Origin of the sequence: Brevibacterium spongiae (genome assembly GCF_026168515.1) — a bacterium.
Classification (GTDB): domain Bacteria; phylum Actinomycetota; class Actinomycetes; order Actinomycetales; family Brevibacteriaceae; genus Brevibacterium; species Brevibacterium spongiae.
In genome coordinates, this window is the sequence record NZ_CP093443.1 from 1,280,097 (window position 1) to 1,305,337 (window position 25,241).

Annotated in this window: 24 protein-coding genes and 3 tRNA genes; 16 read left to right on the forward strand and 11 right to left on the reverse strand. The window is 65.2% G+C overall.

Annotation, left to right across the window (positions count from 1 at the left end; translation table 11 throughout):
- Positions 1–19 precede the first annotated feature (19 nt).
- On the reverse strand, positions 20–1,384 hold the full coding sequence (locus L1F31_RS05665; RefSeq protein ID WP_265419697.1) for an isochorismate synthase: 1,365 nt from the start codon (positions 1,382–1,384) through the stop codon (positions 20–22).
- A gap of 82 nt (positions 1,385–1,466) precedes the next feature.
- Here L1F31_RS05665 and L1F31_RS05670 point away from each other — a divergent pair, with 82 nt between their 5' ends.
- The 4 genes from L1F31_RS05670 to L1F31_RS05685 all read left to right on the forward strand — a co-directional run bounded on the left by L1F31_RS05670 (position 1,467) and on the right by L1F31_RS05685 (position 5,753).
- Positions 1,467–2,225, forward strand: a complete 759-nt coding sequence (locus tag L1F31_RS05670) for a demethylmenaquinone methyltransferase (protein ID WP_265419698.1) — start codon at positions 1,467–1,469, stop codon at positions 2,223–2,225.
- A gap of 2 nt (positions 2,226–2,227) precedes the next feature.
- Positions 2,228–3,529, forward strand: coding sequence for a geranylgeranyl reductase family protein (locus L1F31_RS05675; protein ID WP_265419699.1), 1,302 nt, complete (start codon positions 2,228–2,230; stop codon positions 3,527–3,529).
- A gap of 43 nt (positions 3,530–3,572) precedes the next feature.
- Entirely contained in the window at positions 3,573–4,616 is a 1,044-nt protein-coding gene (locus L1F31_RS05680; RefSeq protein ID WP_429860947.1) for a polyprenyl synthetase family protein, read from the forward strand.
- A 69-nt stretch (positions 4,617–4,685) separates the two neighbouring features.
- Positions 4,686–5,753 carry a permease gene (locus tag L1F31_RS05685; protein WP_265419700.1) on the forward strand — a complete coding sequence of 356 codons (1,068 nt, stop codon included), beginning with the start codon at positions 4,686–4,688 and terminating at the stop codon, positions 5,751–5,753.
- 42 nt (positions 5,754–5,795) lie between these two features.
- On the opposite strand, the gene L1F31_RS05690 is transcribed toward L1F31_RS05685, so the two are convergent.
- The 4 genes from L1F31_RS05690 to rarD all read right to left on the reverse strand — a co-directional run bounded on the left by L1F31_RS05690 (position 5,796) and on the right by rarD (position 8,962).
- Entirely contained in the window at positions 5,796–6,539 is a 744-nt protein-coding gene (locus L1F31_RS05690) for a hypothetical protein (RefSeq protein WP_265419701.1), read from the reverse strand.
- Positions 6,536–7,453, reverse strand: coding sequence for an ABC transporter ATP-binding protein (locus tag L1F31_RS05695; RefSeq protein WP_265419702.1), 918 nt, complete (start codon positions 7,451–7,453; stop codon positions 6,536–6,538). Before L1F31_RS05695 ends, L1F31_RS05690 begins: the two co-directional genes overlap by 4 nt.
- 3 nt (positions 7,454–7,456) lie before the next feature.
- Positions 7,457–7,858 carry a GntR family transcriptional regulator gene (locus tag L1F31_RS05700; protein WP_265419703.1) on the reverse strand — a complete coding sequence of 134 codons (402 nt, stop codon included), beginning with the start codon at positions 7,856–7,858 and terminating at the stop codon, positions 7,457–7,459.
- A gap of 168 nt (positions 7,859–8,026) precedes the next feature.
- Positions 8,027–8,962: an EamA family transporter RarD gene (rarD, locus tag L1F31_RS05705; protein WP_265419704.1), complete on the reverse strand. Its 936-nt coding sequence runs from the start codon at positions 8,960–8,962 to the stop codon at positions 8,027–8,029.
- A 200-nt stretch (positions 8,963–9,162) separates the two neighbouring features.
- Here rarD and L1F31_RS05710 point away from each other — a divergent pair, with 200 nt between their 5' ends.
- Both L1F31_RS05710 and L1F31_RS05715 read left to right on the forward strand, forming a co-directional pair.
- The gene (locus L1F31_RS05710; protein WP_265419705.1) at positions 9,163–10,581 is read left to right on the forward strand and encodes an FAD-dependent oxidoreductase; all 1,419 of its coding nucleotides are present in this window, start codon (positions 9,163–9,165) and stop codon (positions 10,579–10,581) included.
- 272 nt (positions 10,582–10,853) lie between these two features.
- Positions 10,854–11,780: a GTP pyrophosphokinase gene (locus L1F31_RS05715; RefSeq protein WP_265419706.1), complete on the forward strand. Its 927-nt coding sequence runs from the start codon at positions 10,854–10,856 to the stop codon at positions 11,778–11,780.
- Positions 11,781–11,875: 95 nt separating this feature from the next.
- Here the strand turns inward: L1F31_RS05715 and metE are convergent, their stop codons facing one another.
- The 3 genes from metE to L1F31_RS05730 all read right to left on the reverse strand — a co-directional run bounded on the left by metE (position 11,876) and on the right by L1F31_RS05730 (position 15,913).
- A complete protein-coding gene (metE, locus tag L1F31_RS05720) occupies positions 11,876–14,194 on the reverse strand; it encodes a 5-methyltetrahydropteroyltriglutamate--homocysteine S-methyltransferase (RefSeq protein ID WP_265419707.1) in 2,319 nt (772 codons plus the stop codon).
- Complete coding sequence (locus L1F31_RS05725; protein WP_265419708.1) at positions 14,191–15,231, reverse strand: methylenetetrahydrofolate reductase; 1,041 nt, start codon at positions 15,229–15,231, stop codon at positions 14,191–14,193. The genes metE and L1F31_RS05725 overlap by 4 nt, the downstream gene beginning before the upstream one ends.
- A gap of 190 nt (positions 15,232–15,421) precedes the next feature.
- Positions 15,422–15,913, reverse strand: coding sequence for a YajQ family cyclic di-GMP-binding protein (locus L1F31_RS05730; protein WP_265419709.1), 492 nt, complete (start codon positions 15,911–15,913; stop codon positions 15,422–15,424).
- 160 nt (positions 15,914–16,073) lie between these two features.
- Here L1F31_RS05730 and L1F31_RS05735 point away from each other — a divergent pair.
- Both L1F31_RS05735 and L1F31_RS05740 read left to right on the forward strand, forming a co-directional pair.
- Positions 16,074–16,155: transfer RNA gene (locus L1F31_RS05735), tRNA-Tyr, on the forward strand.
- Between the two features lie 351 nt (positions 16,156–16,506).
- On the forward strand, positions 16,507–17,043 hold the full coding sequence (locus tag L1F31_RS05740; RefSeq protein ID WP_265419710.1) for a DnaJ family domain-containing protein: 537 nt from the start codon (positions 16,507–16,509) through the stop codon (positions 17,041–17,043).
- On the opposite strand, the gene L1F31_RS05745 is transcribed toward L1F31_RS05740, so the two are convergent.
- On the reverse strand, positions 17,029–18,369 hold the full coding sequence (locus L1F31_RS05745; protein WP_265419711.1) for an acyltransferase family protein: 1,341 nt from the start codon (positions 18,367–18,369) through the stop codon (positions 17,029–17,031). The genes L1F31_RS05740 and L1F31_RS05745 overlap by 15 nt on opposite strands.
- A 133-nt stretch (positions 18,370–18,502) precedes the next feature.
- Here L1F31_RS05745 and L1F31_RS05750 point away from each other — a divergent pair, with 133 nt between their 5' ends.
- The 3 genes from L1F31_RS05750 to L1F31_RS05760 all read left to right on the forward strand — a co-directional run bounded on the left by L1F31_RS05750 (position 18,503) and on the right by L1F31_RS05760 (position 19,622).
- Positions 18,503–19,303: a glycerophosphodiester phosphodiesterase gene (locus L1F31_RS05750; RefSeq protein ID WP_265419712.1), complete on the forward strand. Its 801-nt coding sequence runs from the start codon at positions 18,503–18,505 to the stop codon at positions 19,301–19,303.
- Between the two features lie 145 nt (positions 19,304–19,448).
- A tRNA-Thr gene (locus L1F31_RS05755) sits at positions 19,449–19,521 on the forward strand.
- Between the two features lie 27 nt (positions 19,522–19,548).
- A tRNA-Met gene (locus tag L1F31_RS05760) sits at positions 19,549–19,622 on the forward strand.
- An 85-nt stretch (positions 19,623–19,707) separates the two neighbouring features.
- On the opposite strand, the gene L1F31_RS05765 is transcribed toward L1F31_RS05760, so the two are convergent.
- Entirely contained in the window at positions 19,708–20,628 is a 921-nt protein-coding gene (locus L1F31_RS05765; protein ID WP_265419713.1) for a CPBP family intramembrane glutamic endopeptidase, read from the reverse strand.
- A 179-nt stretch (positions 20,629–20,807) separates the two neighbouring features.
- Here L1F31_RS05765 and L1F31_RS05770 point away from each other — a divergent pair, with 179 nt between their 5' ends.
- The 5 genes from L1F31_RS05770 to L1F31_RS05790 all read left to right on the forward strand — a co-directional run bounded on the left by L1F31_RS05770 (position 20,808) and on the right by L1F31_RS05790 (position 24,458).
- The gene (locus L1F31_RS05770; RefSeq protein ID WP_265419714.1) at positions 20,808–21,767 is read left to right on the forward strand and encodes a squalene cyclase; all 960 of its coding nucleotides are present in this window, start codon (positions 20,808–20,810) and stop codon (positions 21,765–21,767) included.
- Positions 21,768–21,859: 92 nt separating this feature from the next.
- Complete coding sequence (locus L1F31_RS05775) at positions 21,860–22,855, forward strand: intradiol ring-cleavage dioxygenase (RefSeq protein WP_265419715.1); 996 nt, start codon at positions 21,860–21,862, stop codon at positions 22,853–22,855.
- Positions 22,856–22,975: 120 nt separating this feature from the next.
- Positions 22,976–23,263: a twin-arginine translocase TatA/TatE family subunit gene (locus tag L1F31_RS05780; protein WP_265419716.1), complete on the forward strand. Its 288-nt coding sequence runs from the start codon at positions 22,976–22,978 to the stop codon at positions 23,261–23,263.
- Positions 23,260–24,087 (forward strand): twin-arginine translocase subunit TatC, encoded by an 828-nt coding sequence (gene tatC / locus L1F31_RS05785; protein ID WP_265419717.1) that lies wholly within the window; start codon positions 23,260–23,262, stop codon positions 24,085–24,087. The genes L1F31_RS05780 and tatC overlap by 4 nt, the downstream gene beginning before the upstream one ends.
- Positions 24,075–24,458 carry a twin-arginine translocase TatA/TatE family subunit gene (locus L1F31_RS05790; protein WP_265419718.1) on the forward strand — a complete coding sequence of 128 codons (384 nt, stop codon included), beginning with the start codon at positions 24,075–24,077 and terminating at the stop codon, positions 24,456–24,458. Before tatC ends, L1F31_RS05790 begins: the two co-directional genes overlap by 13 nt.
- A 69-nt stretch (positions 24,459–24,527) precedes the next feature.
- Here the strand turns inward: L1F31_RS05790 and L1F31_RS05795 are convergent, their stop codons facing one another.
- A complete protein-coding gene (locus L1F31_RS05795; RefSeq protein ID WP_265419719.1) occupies positions 24,528–25,130 on the reverse strand; it encodes a hypothetical protein in 603 nt (200 codons plus the stop codon).
- Positions 25,131–25,241 lie beyond the last annotated feature (111 nt).

Consider the following 25,241-nt stretch of genomic DNA (forward strand, 5'->3'; position numbering starts at 1 on the left):
CGGTGACCAGGTCCGCAGCTCAGTCGAGTCCCAGGGCCCGGCGCATCGGCTTGAGCTTCGCGTTCGTCTCGGCCACCTCGGCGTCAGGATCCGAATCGGGCATGATCCCGGCCCCGGCGTACAGGCGGATCCGATTGCGGTCCTCGAGCTGACCGCAGCGCAGGGCGATGCCGAACTGACCATTGCCGCGTCCGTCCATCCACCCGACGGGACCGGAGTAACGGCCACGGTCCAGCGGTTCGAGGTCATCGACATGCGTCACCGCGCTCGCCTGCGGATACCCGCCGACAGCTGCGGTCGGATGGACCGCAGCAGCGACGTCGAGGGCATTGAGCCCGGAATCAGGGGAGAGATTCGCCTGCGCGTCCGAGGCCGAATGGATGACATTGGCCAAGGGCAGGAGGTGGGGACGTTCATCGACGCTGACATTCTCGGCGACCGATCCCAGGCTGCGCTGCAGAGAGGCGATGGCGAAAGCGTGCTCGGTGCTGTCCTTGTGCGCACTCAGGAGCTTCCGGGCCGCCGGCATCTCCTCCATCGGGTTCTTCTCCACCCGGTAGGTGCCGGCCAGCACACGAGAGGTCACGCGATCGTTCTCCACTCCGATGAGCAGTTCCGGAGTCGAACCGATGAGGCCGGCGACGTCGAAGGTCCAGCAGCTCGGATAGCTGCGATTGAGTGCTCCGAGAACCGCACGGACATCGATGTCATCGTCCGTGGTGACCACCTCGTCGCGGGCGAGGACGATCTTGCGCAGCGTCGGATCATCGGAGAACGCATCCACTTCCGCCGAGGTGTCGATCGGGGTGAGCATCGCCGCGACCTGCTCGACGAGTTCCGCCCACCGGTCGGGATCGAGTTCCCCGGCCTCGGACTGAGCAGAGCGCACTCGTCGGAGCGGTTCGGCGTGGAGGACCGGAGACAGCGGCGGGACCTCGGCCGTTGAGATCGAGGTCAGCCACACACGGCCGCCGCGGCGGCCGAGAACGAACTCGGGGACGTGGATGATCGAATCGACCTCGGACTCACCCGAGTACGCGACCGTGGCGAAGCACATGAGTCCGGAACCGAGGAGGTCGACCTCATCTTCGACCTCAGCCACCTCGGTGATGGCCTTCCACGCATCGGAGAGCTCGGTGAATCTGTGCGGCCCGCGGGCACTGATGCGCAGGGTGCGACCGAAGCCGATGAGCCCGGAGGTGTCACGCACCCAGCAGGAGAAGCCGTCGGTCGGCAGCAGTTCGAGGGTCTGCTCCACAGTCGTGGGCAGACCGGATTCGAAGGGGAAACCGGGTCCGGGATCGACGTCGTCGACGAAACGGGACCGCACATGCAGTCGTGGGGGTGCGGTGAGGATGTCGGAGGTGCCGAAAGTCGTAGTCATGTCGCCTCGATTCTAGACGAGGTTTCCGGCCGACAGGGATCCGGATTCGCCCTGCCCCTGCCGGTGTTGAGACAATGAGTCCATGAACCGTGCCCAGCTGGATAAGCAGCCCGCCGACGTCGCGTCGATGTTCGATGATGTCGCCTCCCGCTACGACCTCACCAACGACGTACTCACCTTCGGACTCGCCCGCTCATGGCGACGCACCGTCGCCTATTCCGTGGCCGCCGGACCCGGCGAGCGCGTGCTTGATCTGGCTGCCGGAACCGGCACCTCATCGATGACGTTCACCCACCATGGGGCCGAGGTCATCGCCGGAGACATCTCCACCGGGATGCTCGCCGAGGGGCGTCGTCGGCATCCGAGAATCGACTTCATCTATGCCGACGCGATGGATCTGCCTTTCGCCGACTCCAGCTTCGACGTCGTCACGATCTCGTTCGGCATCCGCAACGTCAACGACGTCGACCGGGCCCTTCACGAGATGCTGCGGGTGCTCAAGCCCGGCGGCCGCCTCGTCATCTGCGAATTCTCCACTCCGACTCTCGATGCCTTCAGCCTCGTGTACAAGGAATACCTCATGAAGGCCCTGCCGGCGATCGCCCGTGCCGTGTCGTCGAACCCGGACGCCTATGTCTACCTGGCCGAGTCGATCCGCGCCTGGCCGAACCAGGACGCCTTCGCCCACCAGATCCTCGACGCCGGTTTCGACCAGGTGAAGTACCGCAACCTCACCGGCGGAATCGTCGCCGTCCACCATGCCCTCAAACCCGCCGAGGCGGCCGGCAGCCAGGCTGACGTTGCCGAGCAGGGCAGCGCACCGGAGACTCACCTGCCTTGACGATGAATGAGTTCGATGCCGAGGTCGTCGTCGTCGGAGCCGGCCCGGCCGGATCGGCGATCGGCGCCTACCTCGCCCAGGCCGGCCACGAGGTCATCATCCTCGAGAAGTCCGGCTTCCCCCGCGACAAGATCTGCGGCGATGCCCTGACCCCGCGTGCGGTCAAGGAAGCCGGGTTCCTAGGGATGGAGCTGCCGGCCTCCGACGGCTGGCACCCGAACAAGGGCCTGCGCCTCATCGGCGGCGGCCACCGCCTCGAACTCGACTGGCCGGACATCGACGGCACCCCGAATTACGGGCTCACGCGCCCGCGGATGAGCATGGACGAGGCCTTCGCCCGGCATGCTCAGCGCAGCGGAGCCCGCCTCTTCGAACAGGTCAGGGCCATGTCCCCGGACATCGGCGACGACGGGTGGATCAGAGGCGTGCACGCCTCCGGCACCGACCATCGGGGGCGCCGCGTCGGACCCGAAGCCCACTTCCGTGCACCCATCGTCATCGCCGCTGACGGCGTGTCCTCCCGCCTCGCCGTGTCCATGGGCTTGGAGAAGCGCGACGACCGACCGATGGGCATCGCCGCCCGCGCCTACCACACGACGCCGCGGCATGCCGATGACTACATCGAATCCTGGGTGGAGATGCGCTCGACGAATGCGGCAGGGGACTCCGAGACCCTGCCCGGATACGGGTGGATCTTTCCTCTCGGCGACGGCACCGTGAACATCGGCGCCGGCCTCCTCGACTCCTCACCGCAGTTCAAGTCCGTCGACCTGCGGAAGGTGATGGGCCAGTGGATCGCAGACATGGGCCACGAATGGGGCATCGACGAATCGACGTCTCTGGGCCCGATCAAGTCCGCCGCACTGCCCATGGCGTTCAACCGGACACCGCACTTTCACCGCGGGCTGCTGCTCGTCGGCGACTCCGGGGGCATGGTCAACCCATTCAACGGAGAAGGCATCGACTATGCGCTCGAATCCGCGCGCATCGCCGCCGAGGTGATCTCCACCTACTCCCGCTACCCGCAGACTGTGATGCGCCGCCGACTCGAGGAATACCCCGCACTGCTCGGGGACTCCCTGGGCGGATATTTCACCCTCGGCCGGGTTTTCGCCTCGATCATCGGCCATCCGGCGCTCATGCAGTTCGGAATCAAGTACGGTATGGGTGTTGACGTTGTGATGGAGTTCGTCGTCAAATTGTTGGCGAACCTCTACCGCGACCCGCAGGTCTCCGAGGCCGATCTCATCGACAGGGTGATCTCCGCCCTGACCCGAATCGTCCCGGCCACCAGCAATGTCTGAGCATATGGGCGAAGACTCTGAGTACCAGGGCGAGGACAACGGCATGCCGAGAACGACTACGACGAATGACGAGGACATGAGCCACCTAGCCTCTCCGGCCACCTTCACCGGTGACGACGCCCAGCTTGCGGCGGAGATCTCGACTCAGTTGGAAACCGTGGAGGCTCGTCTCTACGAAGTCACCGAGCAGACCCGTCGACTGCCCGACGAAACCTCGAAGCACCTGCTGGCCGCCGGTGGAAAGCGGGCACGTCCGAATCTCGTCCTGCTCACCGCCCGCCTCGGCGATGCGGAGAATGAGGACATCGTCGACGCTGCCGTCGCCGTCGAACTCATCCACCTGGCATCGCTGTACCACGATGACGTCATGGACGACGCCCCCGTGCGACGCGGTGCGAAGGCCGCCCACGAGGTGTGGGGCAATTCGGTGGCGATCCTCACCGGCGACCTGCTCTTCTCCAAGGCCTCAGGGGTCACCGCGAAGCTCGGCCCCGAGGCCGTGCGCATCCAGGCCGAGACCTTCGAGCGCCTCGTCCTCGGGCAGCTCAACGAATTCGCCGGCCCGCCCGAGGGTGCCGACGAGATCGAGCACTACATTCAGGTGCTCGCTGACAAGACCGGATCGCTCATCGCCACCTCGGCACGGTTCGGGATCATGTTCTCCGGGGCCGATGCGAACCTGGCCGAACCCGTGCGGGTCTTCGGCGAACGCGTCGGTGTGGCCTTCCAGCTCGCCGACGACATCATCGATCTGACCACGACATCCTCGGAGTCGGGTAAGACCCCGGGCACGGATCTGCGCGAACGCGTCCCGACCCTGCCCGTGCTCTATGTGCGTGCCGCTGCGGCTGAGGGTGATGAGTCCGCCGCCGAGGTGGTCCGACTCCTCGACGCCGACCTCGATTCCGATGAGGCTCTGGAAGCTGCGCGTGCAGCATTGGCCGCCCATCCTGTGACCGAGCGGGCCCGCACCGAGGCGGCCCGCTGGGCCGAGGAGGCCAAAGCTGCTTTGGCACCGCTGCCCGACGGGCGGGTGAAGGAAGCGCTGTTCGGCTTCGCCGATTCCGTCGTCTCCCGCAGCTCCTGATTTCGTTCCCTCTTCCTTCTCTCTCCTGAATCACCGCCGTTTCGGCATGAGCGCAAAGGACATACCGCGATGACGCATACCCAGGCTTCGGCGCCGATGAGGACTCCGCGGAGGCTCGGCGCCGCCGATTGGATCGGGTTGGCTGTGCTCGCACTGCTGCTCGTGGTGGGTCTGAGCTGGTCGAAATGGCTGCCGTACTGGGACAAGGCGTGGACGCTGAGCGAGACCTCCCTGTGGGATGGTGCTCCTCTCTTCGACGCCGCGGGGCAGACGGTGTCACTGTCCGGGGCGTGGGACTTCACACTGGTGTACTTCACCGCTGTGTGGAAGGCCCTGCTCGTCGCGCTGCTCGTCGCTGCCGCCATCGACGCTCTGGTGCCTCGCGACTGGCTTCTGCGGCTGCTCAATCGCCGCAGCCATGCGGGCCAGTCACTCGTCGGCGCAGCACTGTCGATGCCGTCGATGATGTGCACCTGCTGCGCCGCTCCGGTGGCCGCGAGTCTGCGTGATTCGGGGGTGAGACGCTCCGCGGCATTGGCGTACTGGGTGGGCAATCCGCTGCTCAACCCTGCGGTGCTCATCTTCCTCGCCTTGGTCCTGCCGTGGCAGTACACGGCCGTGCGCATCGTCTTCGCAGTCCTCATCGCTGTGGGTGCCAGCGCCCTGATCGGGCGGTGGGTGTCGGGACGCAGCGATACGGTGCCCGACCCGAGCCCCGCCTCGGCGACGATGTCATCCCTGCCCGTGCGCTACCTGCGCTCCTTGAGCCGGTTCACGCTCATCCTCGTGCCCGAACACCTCGCGCTCGTCTTCGTCATCGGGCTCGTCGCGCCCTGGCTGACCGGGGTCTACGGACTCGAAGCGCAGCTGGGTGTCGGCGCTGTCATCGTCGTCGCGATCATCGCCACCCTGCTCGTCATCCCCACCGGCGGTGAGATCCCGATCATCCTCACACTCGTGCCCCTCGGCGTCGGAGCCGGCGTCACCGGTGCGCTGCTCATCGCGCTGCCGGCGCTGAGCATCCCGTCGATGGTCATGGTCGGCAAGGCGATAGGGTGGAAGACGACCGCAGCCATGGGTGCGGCCGTCGCCGCCTCAGCGGTGCTCGCCGGGGGAGCGCTTGCGGTGCTCAGCTGATCACCGGCACGGTCCGGCCGCCTCGGCGATGGTGTCAGCAGATCACGTCGTCAGGCGACGCAGGGTGAGGTACGAGCCGAGCGCGAAGACCACTGTCAGCCCCAGCGCCCACAGCGCCAGGCCGACCGCCTGTGCGCCCACGAGCGCCGCCCACACTTCGGACCACGCCCGATTGACGTTGAACCACGCGGCTCCGGCCAACAGTGCCAAGGCGAGGCCGGTGAGGGAGATCGTGAGGATGAGGGCGCCGACGCGTTTATAGACGATCGCAAACCAGAAGCCAAGGACGAAGCACAGCATCGTGAGCACGAAGTAGACGAATCCTGCGCCGAGCGGTCCGTGTTCCCACACCCATGACAGGTAGGCGAAGTAGCCGTTGATGCCATAGCCGTCGGTGGCCTGCTCGATGAGTCCCAGGACGACGAATACGGCGGAGATGCCCGCGGCGCTGATCGTCGCGGCGGTGAGGGAGCCGAGGCAGAACTCCCGCCGGGTGAGGCTCATCGCCTGGGAGAAATAAAACGTGCGATTGACCGCCTGTGCACCGACGACGGCGAAGTACCACAGCGGCGCTTGTGAGCCTCCGCTGTACTTCGGGGAGTCCACGCCTGCGGAGGCGATGATCCAGTGGATGATGAGCGTGATGAGCCAGGCGGCGACAAGGATGAGCAGGGGCATCCAGACGAAGGTCTGCGTGTTCGTGAACTGCAGGCGGACGACACCGAGGATCCGGTTCTTCGGTCGCGACGTGTGGGTTCCGGACGGGTGGTCGATGACGGCAGTCATGATTGCAGGCTCCTTGAGTCGGTCTCCGCTGCCGATGTCTCGGCGAGGTCCGCCTGAGTGCTGCGGACGACGAGCTGCTGCAGGGAGACGGGAGTGAGGTCGAGGTTGGCGTCGTTGATGAACTCGCGGTCGGTGCGGCTGAGGTGACCGAGCATCGTCACCGAGGCGACTCGGCCGAGTGATTCGCGGTGGATGACTTCCCGACCGGCGACGAGCCGATTGATCGCATCGGCATCCCCGACGACGTTGGCGGCACGACCGCGGACCTCCTCGGTGGTCTCATCCATGATGATCCGGCCGCGGTCGATGACGATGACCTTCTCGATGAGATCGGCGACCTCGTCGATGAGGTGGCTCGAGAGCACGATGGTGCGCGGAAATTCGGCGTAGTCGGCGATGAGGCGGTCGTAGAAGGTCTGCCGGGCAACGGCGTCGAAGCCGAGATAAGGCTCATCGAAGAAGGTGATCTCGGCCCTGGACGCGAGTCCGATGATGACCCCGACGGCCGACTGCTGGCCGCGGGAGAGCTTCTTGATCGGTGTCTTCAGCGGCAGGTCAAAGTCGTCGACGAGTTGGTCGGCGAACTCCTGATCCCAGTGCGGGAAGAAGAGGCGGGAGTTGGCCAGGGCATGTCGGGCATTCGAGTCGTCCGGATACTTCTGGCTCTCGCGGACGAAGCACATGCGGTTGAGCACGCGGGCGTTCTCGTACGGGTCTTCTCCGAAGACTTCGACGTCGCCGCTGGTGGCGAAGTTCTGGGCCGTGAGGATCGACATGAGCGTCGTCTTGCCGGCGCCGTTGCGACCGAGCAGGCCGTAGATCGAATCCTCGTCGATGGTCAGACTGACGTCGTTGAGTGCGGTGGTGTTCTTGTACATCTTGGTGAGGTGGCGGACCTCGACGACGGAGTTCATGGGTCATCCCTTCGCTGCGGTCGGATCGAGTGCTGTGGTCAGGTGGAGTTCTTGGGAGCGCTCTTCGATGAGCGCGATCACGTCCCTCGAGCCCAGGCCGAGCCGGTTGGCCTCGGCCAGCAGGGGAGTGATGAAGTTGTCGGAGAAGGTGGTGCGGTGTTCGTTGATGAGCAGTGCACGGGCGCCTTCTGTGACGAACATGCCGATCCCGCGCCGCTTCTCCAGCACCCCTTTGCTCACGAGCTGGTTGATGCCCTTGGCCGCGGTGGCCGGGTTGATGGAGTAGAAGCCGGCGAGTTCGTTCGTCGACGGTGCCCGGGAGAGCTCGGGCAGGGTTCCGTTGAGGATCGAGTCCTCGACCTTCTCGGCGATCTGGGTGAAGAGGGGTTTGGCATCGTCGATCATCTGCTGCTCCACGTGTATCGGTTAGTTACCTAACTAATGAACCATGGTGCCAGGGAGGGTGTCAAGAGATCGTGCGAAGATTTCTGGTTTGATGCGTGCGGCACGGTTCGGCCGCCTCGGCGAGGGTGACTGTATGCGGAACCGGATGGTTCCGCGCTCGGGCAGGGTCTAAGCCTGAGCCGTTGGTCCTGGGCGGCGGCGCCGGCTCGTGCGCACGAGGTCGGTGCAGAGTAGGACGACGGCGATCCAGATGATGAAGAAGCCGATCCACCGGGTCGTCGACATCATCTCGCCGAGGACCGTGACGCCGAGGATGAACTGGATCGTCGGGGTGAGGTATTGGAGCATGCCCACCCAGGACAGGGGAATGCGGCGGGCGGCGGCGCTGAAGAGGATGAGCGGGATGGCGGTGGCCGGGCCGGTGATGATGATGACGAAGACGTGCCAGCCGCCGAACCCAGTGAAGGTCTGCAGCCCCATCGATCCGAGGACGAAGAGGTAGATCGCCGACGGCACTGAGAGGACGAGGCTTTCGACCGCCATGCCCTCGAGCGCGCCCACACGGCTGCCGACCTTGTTCTTCACGAGTCCGTAGAGACCGAACGACAGTGCGACCGTGAACGCCAGGTAGGGGACCCGACCGAGACCGATGCCGACGATGATGACGGCCAGCAGGCCGAAGCCCACCGCGGTCCACTGCAGAGGCCGCAGCTTCTCACCGAGGAAGATCACGCCCAATCCGATGGAGATGAGCGGATTGAGGTAGTAGCCGAGGGATATCTCGACGAGCTGGTTGGTCTCGACCCCGTAGATGAACGTCGTCCAGTTGATCGCGATGAGCACCGAGGCCAGGAGCAGGAGGCCGAAGAGGCGCGGTGAGCGCAGAACCCGCCAGGTCCGGATGAACCCGCCGGTGAAGACGAGGAGGATCGCGCAGAAGCCCAACGACCAGATGACGCGGTGTGAGACGAGTTCGAGGGCGCCGGTGGGAGCGGCGGCCGCGAAGAGCAGCGGCATGACGCCCCACAGCAGGTAGGCGGAGAATCCGTTGATCAGGCCGGCGCGCCGGATGGCGCTCTCATCGGGGGCAGGGTTCGTACTCACGGACTTCAGTCTAATGATGAGGGGGTGCCGAGGCGGACGGTGTCCACGGCAGTCGCGTGTGCTGCGGGGGGTGCCGTTCGCCGAGGCGGTCCGATTCGTCGAGGCTGAGCGATGGGCAGACGTGCGAGTTTGCTCACGTCATTGTAAGGATCACCTACATTGACGATAGACTCGATGAGACTGAAAAGAGAGGTGTGAGAATGACTCGACCCTTCCGGGTGGCCATCGTCGGCGCCGGTCCTGCTGGGATCTACGCGGCCGATCTCATGACGAAGGCGGAACGCGATTTCGATCTGAGCATCGATCTCTTCGACCGCCTGCCGACCCCGTTCGGGCTCGTCCGCTACGGTGTCGCTCCCGACCACCCACGGATCAAGGGCATCATCAATGCGCTGATCAAGGTCCTCGATCGCGGTGACATCCGCCTGTTCTCCAACGTCGAATACGGTGTCGACCTCCACCTCGAGGAGCTCACCGATCGCTACGATGCCGTGATCTTCTCCACCGGCTGCTTCGTCGATGCCGCCCTCGATCTGCCCGGCATCGATCTGCCCGGATCGTACGGGGCCGCGGACTTCGTCAACTGGTACGACTCCCATCCCGACGTCTCGCAGTCCTGGCCGCTTGATGCGCAGCGCGTCGCCGTCATCGGCAACGGCAACGTCGCCCTCGACGTCGCTCGCGTTCTGGCCAAGCAGGCCGACGATCTGCACACCACGGAGATTCCCGACCACGTCTACGAGGGGCTCAAAGCCTCGCAGGTCACCGACGTCCATATCTTCGGCCGTCGCGGACCGGCACAGGCGAAGTTCACTCCGCTGGAGCTGCGCGAACTCGGTCAGGTCAAGGACGTCGACGTCATCGTCTATCCCGAAGACTTCGAATTCGATGACGGCTCCATGGCTGCCATCGAATCGAGCAATCAGACCAAACAGGTTGCGAAGACGCTCACGGACTTCACGATGCGTGAACCCACGGGAGCGAAGCGTCGTCTCCACCTGCACTTCCTCCACGCACCGGTCGCCATCCTCGGCGAGGATCGGGTGAGCGGGCTGCGGACCGAACGGATGGAACTCGACGGCTCCGGAGGCGTCAACGGAACCGGGAGCTTCCACGATTGGGAGTTCGACGCCGTCTACCGCGCGGTCGGCTACGCCGGCACGCAGCTGCCGCAGCTGCCCTTCGATGAGCGCAAGCGTGTGATCCCCAACCATGAGGGTCGCGTCGTCGACGCCGATGATCAGTCGAAGGCCGCCGAGGCCGACGTCGTTCAGGGCGTCTACACGACCGGTTGGATCAAGCGCGGTCCCGTCGGACTCATCGGGCATACGAAGGGCGATGCGCTCGAGACCATCGGGCATATCCTCGACGACCGGGCCGCAGGCGTCCTCACCGACCCCGTCTACCCGGACGAAACGGCGATCGTCGAACTCCTCGAGTCCAAGGGCACCGACTTCGTCGACTGGGAGGGCTACCACCGGGTCGAATCGGCAGAGAAGGCCGCCGGTGAGGCCGAAGGGCGTGAGCGGGTCAAGCTCGCCACCCGTGAGGCGATGCTCTCCGAGGCGCGCGGCCACGTCACTGCCGAATCCGTGGGACAGCCTTCCGGCGGTCACTGAGGCCACCGGAGCTGCCGGGGCTTCCGGCAGCTCAGGGGCACTGAGCCTGCCGCGGCATCCCGCACCCTTGGCGACACACCCTCCCGTTGGCGGCACCTCCTCCACTCCGCACGCCATCCCGCACCGGCAGCTTCATTTCCACCCGGTGCACCGGGGTGACGAGTCGCTGACGGTGTGGGATGGTTCCGGCGCGTAGAGTCGGAGACGTCCAGATCACACCCGACCGCACTCAATGAGTCGGATTGCGCGCCACCAGCTGGCAGGGAGGTCTCGTGAGCAACGAATCGCTGCTGAGAACGATCGTCGAGCGAGCCTACGTCGAACGGCTCGATGCCTGGCAGACTGCGGCCGTGCGGATCAAGCACTGGCTCAAAGAGCAGCAGAAGGGCCTGCTCAAGGACAAGGACATCTCCCGCCTCGACGTCGACGGGCATCGGATCAAGGACGCCGCGAGGACTCTGGCCAAGCTGACCGAGAAGTTCGATGAGGATCCGCAGCTCGAGGTCCGCGACACCGACGATGTCGAGGATCAGATCCGCGATATCGTCGGCATCAAGGTGCTGTGCAAGTCACCGCGTGACCAGAGCATGATGTTCGCAGCACTGCGCGACCCCGAACAGCTCGGCTCCTTCGAACTCATCGAGTCGAGGGACTATACGAATCCACCGAAGGCCAGCGGCTACCGAGCCTGTCACGTCATCCTCCGCATCCCCTCTGACCAGGGGAAACCGGTATTCGCAGAAATTCAGGTCAAGACCCGCCTTCAGGACGCCTGGAGCGAGCTGACCCATGAGGACATGTACAAGCCGGGTGCGGCGATGAAGCCGAGCAAGCTGCATGGCGAGTTCGCCCGTGCCATGGCGAACATGCTCGCCACGGTCGATGACATGGCCGACACTCTGGCGGTCGAGCTCACCGCGCTGACCGATCCCGAGCATGAACTCGATCCGGTGGCGATGCGCGAACAGAGGTCCGCCATCGACGTTCGGGTGCGGGCCACCGGGCCGAAATACGCCCTGGCCGTCGACGGTTCGGGACGCCAGGGTCTCATCCCGGCCTTCGCCGTGCGCAAACTCAGCGAGACGAAGGGCACCATCAAGGTCAGCGACTTCATCGCCGTCGACGACAGGCTGCGGGTCAGCGTGGAGGAGGACTCCAAGGGCCTGTACTACATTCCCCTCGAACTGCCCCGGGGCTGAGGCGACAGACAGGTGGGAGGCGCGCCTCGGCCCAGCACCGAGGCGCGCCCTCCCTCCCGAACTGATCAGACCGTGCCGGATCAGACCGTTCCGGGTCAGACCGTCACAGTTTCCGCGTCTCTGGCGAGAACGGCATCACGGGCGGCGACGAGGTTGGCAAGCGAGGCACGGACCTCGGAATAGCCGCGGGTCTTCAGCCCGCAGTCCGGGTTGATCCACAGTCGCTCGGCCGGGACCTTCGCCAACGCGGCATCGATGAGCTCGGTGAGCTCGGGCACCGAGGGCACCCGCGGCGAATGGATGTCGTAGACGCCGGGCCCGATCCCGCGCACGAAGTCGAAGTCGGCGATGTCGTCGAGCACCTCCATCCGTGATCGGGCCGCCTCGATGCTCGTGACATCGGCGTCGAGGGCGTTGATCGCATCGATGATCTCCCCGAACTCCGAATAGCACAGATGAGTGTGGATCTGCGTTCCGGGCGCGACACGGGAATTGACGAGCCGGAAGGAGCGCACCGACCAGTCGAGGTAGGCCTGACGGTCGGTCTCCCGCAGCGGCAGCAGCTCTCGCAGGGCCGGCTCATCGACCTGGACGATGCCGATGCCGGCCGCCTCGAGGTCGGCGACTTCGTCCGAGAGGGCCAGAGCGATCTGATCAGCCGATTCGGCCAGGGCAACGTCATCACGGACGAACGACCACGCGAGAATCGTCACCGGACCGGTGAGCATGCCCTTGACGAGCCGTTGGGTCCGAGTCGCCGTGTAGGTCGACCACTCGACGGTGATCGGTGCCGGTCGGGAGACGTCGCCGAAGAGGATCGGCGGACGGGTGCAGCGCGAACCATAGGACTGGACCCAGCCGTTGTCCGTGGTCGCAAACCCGTCGAGGTTCTCCGCGAAGTACTGGACCATGTCATTGCGTTCGGGTTCGCCGTGGACGATGACGTCGAGCCCGAGGTCCTCCTGCAGGGACACGACCCGATCGATCTCCGCCTTCATCGCCGACTCGTACGCGGCATCATCGATGCGAGAGGCCCGATGGTCGGCACGGGCCCGGCGGACCTCGGCCGTCTGCGGGAACGACCCGATGGTCGTCGTCGGCAGAGACGGAATCTCGAGGGCAGACTGAGCCTGCCGCCTCGTCGCATAGTCAGTGCGGAAGCCGTCGTCATCGGCCAGGGAGGCGGTCCGGGCGGCCACCTCGGCGCTGTGGACCCGCGCGGACTCGGCACGGGTGCGGCGGGCACGATCCGAACGGTTGAACGCCTCGGCGCGGGCATCAGGACCGGCGGTCAGGGCGGTCGTCAGGGCCTCGACCTCGGTCACCTTCTCCTCGGCGAAGGACAGCCACGAGGCGACATCAACCGGGAGCGCGGACTCGTTGGCCACTGTATAAGGCACATGGAGCAGGGAGGTCGAGGTCGAGACGCTCAGCGCTTCGCGGCCCAGTCCGGTGAGTACATCGAGGCTCTCTTGCAGGTCAGCGGCCCACACATTGCGTCCGTCGATGATGCCGGCGACGAGGTGTGTCGACTCGGGCACCTCGGCAGCCAGACGATCGAGGTAGCCGGGGTCGATGGCGCGGGTGGCGGCGGAGATGTCGACGCCGAGAGCGTCGATACCCGAGCTCGACAGTGCCGAGAGGCCGGACCGCAGGGTCCCATAAGGGGCGGTGACGAAGATCTTCGGGTGCGTGCTCGCCCCGGCAAGCGTCGCATAGGCGCGTCCGGCCGCCTCGGCGAGCTGCTCATCGGTGAAGCCGGGGACGTCGGTGACGAGCGCCGGTTCGTCGAGCTGGACCCAGTCGACGCCGGCGGCGGCGAGGATGGAGATGACGTCGAGGTAGACGGCGGTGAGCTCCTCGAGGCGATCCAGCGGCGAGGTGGTGGTGCCCGGTGCGGTTTTGGCCAGGGTCAGCAGGGTGACCGGTCCGACGAGGACGGGGCGGACGAGGTGGCCGGCGGCGCGGGCTTCGGAGACGAGGGAGAGCAGATGCTGCGGGTGAGCTTTGAAGTGCGTCGAGTCCTCGAGTTCGGGCACGAGGTAGTGGTAGTTCGTGTCGAACCACTTCGTCATCTCGAGCGGAGAGCGCTGCGCGGTCCCGCGGGCGAGGGCGAAGTATTCGTCGAGGTCGAAGTCGGTGCCCGTTGTCGCTGAGGGGATGAGACCGACGCTCAGTGCGGTGTCGAGGACGTGGTCGTAGTGGCTGTACGACGCGGGGATCGCGTAGTCCTCGGTGAGCCCGAGCTCGCGCAGCCGGTGGTAGGTGTCGATGCGCAGGGTGTGCACGGCCTGGGCGAACTCATCGGCGTCGATGCGCCCGGCCCAATAGGATTCGAGGGCCTTCTTCTGCTCGCGTCGGGGCCCGATGCGCGGGTAGCCGGTGATCGTGGCCTGGGGGAATGAGCTGGTCATGAACGTGCTTCCTTCTGTGTTGTGGATGTGTTGTCGGTCGATGGCGGCCACCGCCGAGGTGGTGGTGGGGGTGGGAATGAGGACACGGATACTCCTTTGTCATCGAGTGCGGTGAGCAGCTCTTCGGTGGTGGACAGGTCGTTGAACGTATAGAAGTGGAGGCCGTCGGCTCCTTGGTCGAGGATCGCGGCTGTGTGTTCGGCAGTGATCTCGAGCCCGATGCGTCGAGCGGCGGCGGCATCGCCGGCATGGTCGAAACGTGCGATGAGGTGGTCGGGGACGGCCAGTCCGGAGAGGCGGCCCATCGTGTGCAGGCGTCTGACGTCGGTGATCGGCAGGATACCGGGGATGAGCGGAATCGTGATGCCTGCGTGTTCGGCGCGACGGCGCAGCCGCGCATAGGCGTTCGGGTCGAAGAAGAGCTGCGTGATCGCGAAGTCGGCGCCGTTGCGCTGTTTGGCAGCGAGCACGTCGAGGTCCTCTTCGGGTCCCGTGGACTCGGGATGTCCCGAGGGGTAGGCGGCGACGCCGATGCCCAGGCGTCCGGCAGCCAGGCAGGCGACGTTGTCGGTCTCGACGCGGCGCAGCAGCTGCACGAGCGCATCGGCGTGGCGGAGGTGCTCGGGTGGCAGGTTCGATTCTCCGGCGGGAAAGTCGCCGCGGACGGCGAGGAACCCACGCACCCCGACGCCGAGGAGGTGGTCGATCCAGGGCAGCAGCTCCGCCTCGGTGCCGGCTGTGCACGTCAGGTGCGCCAGCGGTCGCAGGGAAGTGGTGGCGGTGATGTCGGCGATGAAGTCGGCGGTGCCCTGCAGCCAGCCGCTGTTCGCCGAGGATGTCACGGCGAGGTAATCGGGGCTCAGCGAGTCAAGGAACTTCAGCAGTCCGGGCAGCCGTGCGGCCTGCTTCTCGGACCGGGGAGGGATGACCTCGAAGGACAGTGCTCGGCGCAGTCGGTGCCGGGCGGTCGGCTGCGGTTCGACAGCGGTGGCCGGTGCCGAGGCTGAGAACCGCGGTGTGGTGAGGGTGGTGGACATGCTGTCAGAGTGGCAGACAGTCAGCTTTTCACAGCGACGGCGGCGCACATCGGGGTCATCTGCCGTCACGTGCGGGTCAAGGAACGTCCGGTTTCGTCAGATGAGGACGCAGTTCGTCATGGTCTCGCGGCCGCCGGCTGAGTGGGGTATGTGGGGATGAGTGGGGGAGTGCTGCGAACGTCGGGTGGGATCAGCGGTAGTTGGTGAATTGCAGGTCGACCTCGAGGTCCTGGCTCTTGAGCAGGGCGATGACCTCCTGGAGGTCATCGCGCTTCTTCGAGCTGACCCGCAGCTCATCGCCCTGGATCTGGGCCTTGACGCCCTTGGGGCCCTCGTCGCGGATGATCTTCGAGATCTTCTTCGCATTGTCCTTGTCGATGCCCTCCTTGATCGAGGCATCGATGCGGTACTCCTTGCCGGAGGGGTAGGGCTCACCGTCCTCGAGGGACTTCAGCGAGATTCCGCGCTTGACCAACTTCGACTGGAAGACGTCGAGGATGGCCTTGACGCGGTCTTCGCTGGTGGCTTTCATCTGCACGGCTTCCCCGCTCCAGGCGATGGAGGCGTCGGTGCCGCGGAAGTCGTAGCGGGAGTTGATCTCCTTCGCAGCCTGGTTGAGGGCGTTGTCCGCTTCCTGGCGGTCGACCTTGCTGACGATGTCGAATGAGGATTCGCTGGCCATGGATGCTCCTTCGTATGCGTGGGTTCGTGCCCGCCGGCAGCGGGCGTGGATTCTGCCTCCGAGTCTAGTCGAGGACGGAAATTGTGACCTGCGTCAATCGAGTTGGTGAATCGGCCCCGGGCCTTGTATTCTTTTCAGGTGCTCATCGAGCGCCGACTGCGGCAGATTGCCCGAGCGGCCAAAGGGAGCTGACTGTAAATCAGCCGGCATTGCCTTCGAAGGTTCGAATCCTTCATCTGCCACGCAGAAGTGAACGGCCCCGCGACTTGTGGAAACACAGGACGCGGGGTCGTTTTCATGATCCCCGATGCAACCAGGGATTATGGGGTTAATGATCAAAATGTGTGTATGGGTACGGCCTGTCGGCACTCGCGGCCTCGAAATTCATACGCACTGATCAAGATCACCACATATGAATCTCGAAGCCGCTCATGCACGCCGCCGATTGGGTCCGTGAAGCCTTGCGTGCACCTATCCGCCGCACCTACCGTAGGAGGACATCGGGCAGAAGCGCCGCATCAGTGGTGATGACGTCACATCTAAAGTGACGAAGAGACGCGCCCGACCAGATGCGCCCCAGGAGAGGCGATACGATGAGCGATGATCCGACCGAAGGCGGGCCGTCTCGGCGCCTGAATTCCCTTGAGGACCGCAACGCTGTGGTCGAATCTGCCCTCGACAAGGCCATCAGTCGCGGGGATTTCGACGACCTGCCCGGGTTGGGCAAACCGCTGAGCGGCCTGCACAGCTCCTCTGATCCCGACTGGTGGATCAAACAGAAGATGGATTCCGAAGGCATCGGCGGCGTTGCTCCTGCCGCGTTCCAGCTGAAGAAGGAGAACGCCGTCCTCGAGGACACGGTCGATGCATTCACCACCGAAGCCGAGGTCCGCGACTACCTGTCCGGGTTCAATGCCCGCGTGCGAGAAGCCGTCATGGACTTGCGGGAGGGTCCTCCGGTCTTCACCCCGCCGCGCAATGTCGACGACGAGGTCGCAGCATGGCGCGAACGACGAGTGCAGAGGAAGGCAGCCACCAGCACCGAGGCGGAACCGGGCGACGGTTCGGAACTGAGCAATGACACGGGACCGGGCAGCGATCGGGAACCGGCACGCTCACCTCGGCGATGATGGCATCGCCTCCGCAGGTGGCACAGGAGCGGACCGTCTCGAAGTGGTCGCCGATGGGCCGGTGAGCCAAACCGCGACCGCGGTGCATACAAGGCCGAGAACGGCCAGCGGAAGGTCGAGTCCGTACGTGGAGATCGCCAGCGATTGGACGATGAATACGCAGACCGCAGCGAACGTCGCGGCGGCGGAGGGCAGCCTCGGTGAGAGAACCGGCGGCGGGCTCTCCCAGCGCTTCGTGCCCGTCGAGATCGCCCACACGACGAGCAGCACGGCGATGACGAAGAGCGGGCGGCTCAGCCACCACGCTGCGGTGCCGGGGTCGGGCATCGGCAGCCACAGCAGCTGGATCCCGGTGAGGACGACGATCGCCGGCACATGCCACAGGTACATCGACATCAGTCGAGAGCCGAGGAAGAATACGATGCCCTGCGCCCAGCGGCGGTCCATGATCGCTGTCAGCGGGCGGTGGAGCAGTGCCAGCAGTGCGGCCTGGATGATCGCGAGAACGGCCAAGGGGAGGGTTGGCGGCCACTGGTTGGTGAGCATGCTCGCCGAATATTCGCCGAGGATGACCAGCAGTCCCAGGCAGGCGAAGCCGGCGACGATGAGGACCAGATTCCACCATCGGACACGGGAGAACCAGCCATCGCGCAGGCAGAAGCCGATCTGCTGGGCGAAGAGCCAGACGAAGGCGACATTGGGCAGACCGAAGAGTTCATCCCCGATGCCGTAGCCATCGGCGGAGATGCGGTCGAGTCCGAGCCCTTGGATGCCGACGACGAGTCGGACCACGTCGACGAAGAACGCGCCGGCGAAGAGGACGACGAGAGCCAACCATGGGTTGTGCTCATGCCAGCGGATCATCCATGGTGCCAGCGACTGGACGAGGGCATACGCGGCGAGGAACCACAGCACGGACCCGACAGGGACGGCCACCGCGTCGGCCAATTCGGGATCGACTCCGAGGAAGCGGATTGAGACGAGGGCGAGTGTGAGGACGACGAACAGCGGCAGGGCCGGCAGCGCGAGTCGACGCAGACGAGTGCGCACGAAGGTCGAGGCCGATTCGCCGCGGCGCTGCGCCGAGTCCCAGCCGACCCGGGCCGCGAAGCCGCCGACGACGAAGAACATCGGCATGATCTCGGCGATCCAGGTCGCCGGAGCGAACCAGCGCTGCCCGGAGACCGGGTTGATGATGAAGGGCGAGCCGTCAGGATTGCGTCCGGCTCCCACGAGGACGAGGTGGACGAAGACGACGACGAGGACACAGACGACGCGGGCGAGGTCGAGGGTGAGGTCGCGATGGCGCGGTATCGAAGTGGTCACAGCAGTCAGCGTAGGCAGGGACTGCGTCGAAGAGTGCGAGAAGTTGTTCCAGATTCGTTGCAGGCCGGAGACGCCCAGGGTAGGAAGGGTATCCGTCATGCGACTTCGCGCTGTCAGGGCATAGGGTGAACCCATGAGCTTTCTGCAGTTCCTCAACGAACGGGGCATCATTGAGCGCCCCGGGTCCGGAAGCCGACCGCTGGTCATCGCGCATCGAGGGTATTCGGCAGTCGTGCCCGAGAACAGTCTGGCCGCGGTCGACGCGGCGCGCGCGCTCGGGGTGGACTTCATCGAGGTCGACACCTCGACGAGTGCCGACGGCGTGCCCGTGATCCTTCATGACCCTGATCTGGACCGGACCACGAACCGGAAGGGGCCTGTCGCCAACCTCACGGCCGAAGAGCTGTCGTTCGTCGACGCCGGGTCCTGGATGGGGCCGGGATTCCACGGAGTGCGGATCCCCACCCTGGCCGCCGTGATGCGCGACATCCAGCACCGAGGCGGTGAACTCCTGCTCGAGCTCAAGGGGGAGTGGTCCTCCGGTGCGGTGGCGCGGATCTCCGAACTCGTCGTCGAGACCGGCATCGCCGACCGCATGATCGTCCAGTCCTTCAACCTCGAGACGCTCGAGACCTGCAGAGACCTCCTGCCCATGGTCGCGCGGTTCCTGCTGCGCATGGTGCCCAAGCCGGAGGACATCGAGATCGCCCGCGACCTCGGGGCGGTGGCCATCAACCCGTCCTATAAGGGCTTCTCCATGCGGAAGTCCGTCGTCACCGAGATCAGGGACAACGATCTCGGGGTGTTCGTCTGGACCGCGAATGAGATGAACGAATGGCGGGAGCTCCTCAACGCGGAGGTCGACGGGATCATCACCAACCATCCCGGTCGTCTGCAGGGCTTCCTGGCGGGGCGATTCGATCCCGTGAAATAGGGAGCTTCTAGGAGCCTCCGCAGGCTGCGGCGCTGGTTCAGCGAGGTGTGCTGAGTGTTTCGGCAGCGAGACAATCGCTTGTGAGTGACGTCACTTCGCCCCGATTTGCCCTGGCAATGCGAACCCGTGTAAATTCTTACCTGTTGCCCCGATAGCTCAGTCGGCAGAGCATCTCCATGGTAAGGAGAAGGTCAAGGGTTCGATTCCCTTTCGGGGCTCTCGTGCCGCCTGGAATGCGGCGCTGGGGCGGGGTAGCTCAGCTGGTTAGAGCGCACGACTCATAATCGTGAGGTCGGGGGATCGAGTCCCCCTCCCGCTACCGTTCAACTCCCTCATCGCGACGAAGAGTCCGATGGGGGAGTTTTTGTCCGCACGGACTCCGATAGGAGTGAGCCTGGGAGCGGTCACTGCGCGGTTGAGCGGAGGACCGGCTTCTCCGAATCATCGGCACGATTCCGCTTGCGCTCGATCCTCCAGACCAACACCACGGCGACCGCCTGGGCAAGGATGGACAGCAGCATGTACGGGCCGGCGGCTCCGGCTGAACGATCCTGACTGATTCCTCCGCCGAAGGCGAAGAGCGAACCGATCACCATGGCGAAGACGTTGTTCATCGCGTGGAACGCAATGGAGGCTTCCAACCCGCGTCCGAGCATGGCCATGAGTGCCGTGCTCGCACCGAGACCGAGGTAATTGAGCAACATCCACGGATCCGAACTCGAGTGCAGGAACGCGAACAGCAGGGTCGAGAGGCTGATTCCGATGATGAGCGCCGGGCGCGCGGCACGGATCCACGACGCGTACGCCGCAGTGAGCGCTCCGCGGAAGACGACCTCCTCGGCGGCAGCTTGAAGGGGAGTGGTCAGCAGGACCACGGCGAGCAGCGCGATCGTCGTTCCCGTGATCTGGAAGGCCGAACCGGGTGATGGCTGCACGACGGCGAGGACGAGATTGAGAACGATCATCAGCCCCGCGAACAGCACCGTATAGCTGCCCAGGCGGCGCCAGGAGAACCGGAGCACCGGCGTTATGACGCTGCGCCACGGGGTCTTCGCCACCAGTCGCAGGACCACGAGTGTCAGCGGAGCCAAGAGGATGATCGCGAGATTCGTTGCCAGGTAGGTCAGTGGAGTCAGAGTGAGATCATGGGGATCCTTGTCCCACAGGCCGACCTCGACGATCGCCGCGGCAGCCAGGAACAGCCTCTGCAGTGCATACGTGGCTCCGACCACGACGACGGTGAGCAGAACGGGCACCCACCAGCGCATCGAAAGATGTGCGCCGAACGGGCGGGCAGCGGTGTCGGGACGAATCGCAGCAGTCATTGTCTTTTCCTTTCGCAGCTGGTCTCTGTCTGCTTGCCATGAAAGACCCTGTGCTCGGAACAGGGTCAAGTGCCGCCTCGGCGATGAATCATCCTCGTTTTCCGCTGCGGGGGTATGGTCATCGCACGGTTGGGCGCTTACTCTCGAAGAGACTGTTCGACCGAGGTGGGAGATCAACGATGATCAGCACACAACTGTCCGACTGGCTGCTCGATTCCGATCCGGCGCTGCGTTGGCAGGTCGAACGCGACCTGCTCGGCGCCGAGGAGGCGACCTGGCAGGCAACCCGAGCGAAGGTCGTCCATGAGGGGTTCGGCGCCGATCTGCTGAGCCGCCAGGATGCGGACGGGCAATGGGCCGGTGGAGCCTACTTCCCGTCCGATTTCACCTTCGATGATGATCGACCCCAACCGTGGACGGCGACGACATGGGCGCTAAAGGACCTGCGCGAATGGGGAGCGCCCGCCTCGGCGCTGGAGGGGACAGCGGAAAAGCTCACGTCCGCACGATGGGAATACGAGGATCTGCCCTATTGGGGCGGTGAGGTCGACGTGTGCATCAATTCATGGACGGTGTCGAACGGCCTGTGGCTGGGAGCCGACGTCGAAGGCCTCGTCGATTGGTTCCTCGACCACCAGCTGCCCGACGGCGGGTGGAACTGCGAATGGGTCGAAGGCTCAAGGGTTTCGTCCTACCACTCCACCCTCAACGCACTCGTCGCGCTGCTCGACTATCAGATAGCCACCGGTGACGGAACACGCGTGCAGCTGGCCAGGGCCAGGGGGGAGGAATACCTCCTCTCCAGGGATCTGTTCCGTCGCCGAGGCACCGGTGAGCCCTTCGACGATCGTGCCCTCGCATTGTTCCACCCCAGGCGGTGGTTCTACGGAGTCTTGCCGGCTCTTGACTACTTCCGCGAGGCGCGGACTCTTGACGGAGCCGATCCGGATCCGCGAATGGAAGGGGCGGTCGAGATGATCCGTTCGCGCAGAACCGCGGACGGACGCTGGAATCAAGATCACCGCCTCGACGGCGACGTCTGGTTCCACGTCGACGTTCCTGTCGGCGAACCCACGAAATGGGTGACGCTGCAGGCCCAACGCGTCCTCGATTGGTGGGACGAAACACAGCCCGCCTGAGTATCCTCAGCTGCGGCCCAGGAACGCCACAGTCCCACGCCAGAGCCGGTCACCACGATGGTGTCATCACATCATCGAAGGAAGGACAGCTCATGGCTCGCGTACCCGAACCGGACCAGACCCCGAACGGACCCGCATACGAAGGACGGCTCCTCGACCGCCCCGACGAGGAGGTCGTCGACCAAGGCGCCTCCTTCGACATCCGCACCCTCTTCAGCCGCCGCGGAGTCCTCGGCCTCGTCGGCGCCGGCGTCGGCACCATGGCCCTGGCCGCCTGCACCTCCGGGGCCTCCGGCTCGACGGACTCCGCCTCGAGCAGCAGCGGATCGGTCACCGAGATCCCCGATGAGACGGCCGGACCGTATCCCGCAGACGGATCGAACGGCCCGGACATCCTCGAAGAATCCGGCATCGTGCGCTCAGACATCCGGTCGAACATCGACGGCACCGATACCGTCGACGGTGTGCCCCTGACCTTCACCCTCAAGGTCACCGATATGGCCGGTGATAACGCTCCGTTCGAAGGCGTCGCCGTCTACGCCTGGCACTGCGACGCTCAGGGCCGCTATTCGATGTACTCCGACGGCGTCGAGGATGCGACCTGGCTGCGCGGTGTGCAGGTCGCCGATGCCGCCGGCGAAGTCACCTTCACCTCGGTCTTCCCCGGCTGCTACACGGGCCGGTGGACACACATCCACTTCGAGGTCTACCCCGATGTCGACTCCATCACCGATGCCGAAAACGCCATCGCCACCTCGCAGATGGCTCTGCCCGAAGACGCCTGCAACGCAGTGTTCGCCCTCGACGCCTATGACGGATCAGCGAAGAACCTCTCGGCCATCAGCCTCGATGACGACAACGTCTTCGGCGACGACGGCGGAGAGCACCAGCTCGCCACAATCAGCGGCGACACCGACTCCGGGTACACCGCCTCCCTCGACGTCCCCGTCGACACCGACACCGAACCGACCGGGGGCGCAGCTCCCGGCGGTGGCCAGGGCGGCGGTCAGGGCGGAACGCCTCCCGAGGGCGGAACTCCGCCTGAGGGCGGGGCCGAGCCTGAGGGCGGAAGCGGGACGGAAAGCTGATCGTCGGCAGACGACGACAGCTGATCACCCCGAAAGCCGACCATCACATCAGACCACCCAGCGACCTCGTCAAGCCGGGGATCGCGCACTAACAGACCACACATTCGAAAGGCCATGATCATGCTGCACAACCTCACGGGCTGGCACGCCCTCGTCATCCTCGCCATCATCATCCTCGTCTTCGGCGCGGCGAAGCTGCCCGCGCTCGCTAAGAGCCTCGGACAGTCCGTCCGCATCCTCAAGGACGAAACGACCGACAAGCGGTCGGATGATTCGGCGCCCGCGCCGCACCACCACGAAGCGGCGACCGACCCGATCGTCACTGACCCGAACTCCACCACCGCCTCGGCGAGAGTCGATTACACCTCCGTGAACTCCACAGCCGACGACACGCGCCCGCGATCATGAGCACTGCCGCCGCGGAGAAGATGCCGCTGTCCGCGCACCTGCGGGAGGCGCGGACACGGGCGGTGCGCGCGGCGGTGGCGCTGCTCATCGGCACGGTCATCGGCTATCTCACCTCGGACCTCGTCATGGACGTCCTCCGTGCCCCGATCACCGAGCTCGCCGCATCCCGCAGCGCCTCGCTCAACTACGACAGCGTGACCGGCGCATTCGATCTTCGCCTGCGCATCGCCGTGTACTCGGGAATCATCCTCTCCAGTCCGGTGTGGCTGAGCGAGATCTTCGGATTCCTCACGCCGGGACTGACGACGAAGGAGAAGAAGGTGACGTTCGGCTTCCTCGGTGCCGCACTTCCCCTCTTCATCACCGGCTGCCTCACCGGGCTCTACGTCTTCCCACGGATGGTCGAAGTGCTCACCTCCTTCGCTTCGAGCGAGGACAGCACCATCCTGCAGGCCTCCTACTACTTCGACTTCGTGTTCAAGATCGTCATCGCCACCGGCATCGCCTTCGTCCTCCCGGTCTTCCTCGTCGTCCTCAACGTCATCGGCCTCCTCTCGGCGCGAACGATCGCGAAGGCCTGGCGGGTGAGCATCGTCGGAATCGTCGTCTTCGCCGCCCTGGTCACCCCGGCCGCCGATGTGCTCTCCATGCTCTTCGTCGCCGCCCCTATGGCGCTGCTCTTCCTCACAGCGCTCGCCATCGCGTCGATCCACGACCGGGCCCGCGGGTACGGGGGCGCCACCGTCGAATCAGACGCCGATGAGTGGCCGACCGGCCGTCCGCAGGCGGCGTCCACGGAAAGGAATCGACCATGTTCGGCCTGAGTTTCGAGAAGCTGATCATCGTCGGCATCATCGCCGCGATCGTCATCGGACCGCAGAGGCTGCCGCACTACGCGCAGAAGCTTCGCGAGTTCGCCAGCCTGTTCCGTGCCCAGGTCGACTCGGCGCGGAACCGGGCTGCCGAATCGATGGGCACCGAGGATTGGCAGACGCTCGACCCCCGACAGTACGATCCGCGGCGGATCATCCGCGAGGCCCTGGACGAACCGAGTCCAGCTCCCGCCGAGGCGGCCGGACGTTACGTCGTCACCGGTTCGTCCGGGCATCCCCGGAAACGGTTCGTCGCCCGCACGGGCGAAGGCCGTGCGGGCGACGAGGGGAATGCTGGCGGGAACTCAGCGACCGAGCGGTGACGCGAGGGCCGCCTCGGTGATCAGATGGCCACCTCGGTGACGTCGGTAGCCAGGACGCCGCCTCGGTGATCAGTCCTTGAAGTCGAAGTCTTCCTTGTCGATGCCGGGGAACTTGAGTTCGTACTTGACCATCTTCTCCTTGTGGTCGACGATCTTCACCGTCCCGTAGTAGGTCCATTCGCCCTTGGTGCGGTCTTTGTCTTCGACCGTGACGTTGCAGGTTTTGAACCCGTACCATTCCTGCAGTTCCATGTCACCGGCGCATTCGGCCTTTTTGACCTTCATCTCGAGTTTGTTCTCGAACAGGTCGACGAGGTCGGCTTCGATCGAGGAAGCGGGCACTGTGCCGTTGCCCTTCTTGTCGATCTTCATCCCGTCGTCACTTGCCCAGTTCGTCGTCTTCGCAGCATCGGCGTACGGGTCGGTCGACTTCGTATCGGTCGGCTCCGACTCGGCGGGTTCGGAAGCTGCCGGTGTGGTCGCAGCGCCTCCGCCGAAACCGCCACCTGATGAGGATTCGTCCTCGGTGGACTGCGCAGCCTCGGACTTCTGGTCGTCGGCTGGCTTGTCGCCACCGGAACCTCCGCAGGCGGCCAAGGACAGCGCGAGAGCCGTTCCTGCGGCGGCGGTCAGCAGGCGGGGCATCCAGGTGGACCGGCGAATCGATGTCATAGTCTCTCTCCCTCGCACATTCGCGATCACAGAAGTTGTCAATACGTGATCGATTCTGCCATGGCCATATGCCGTCAGGCGTCGCATCGTGTGCGAATCCGGCGACAGATG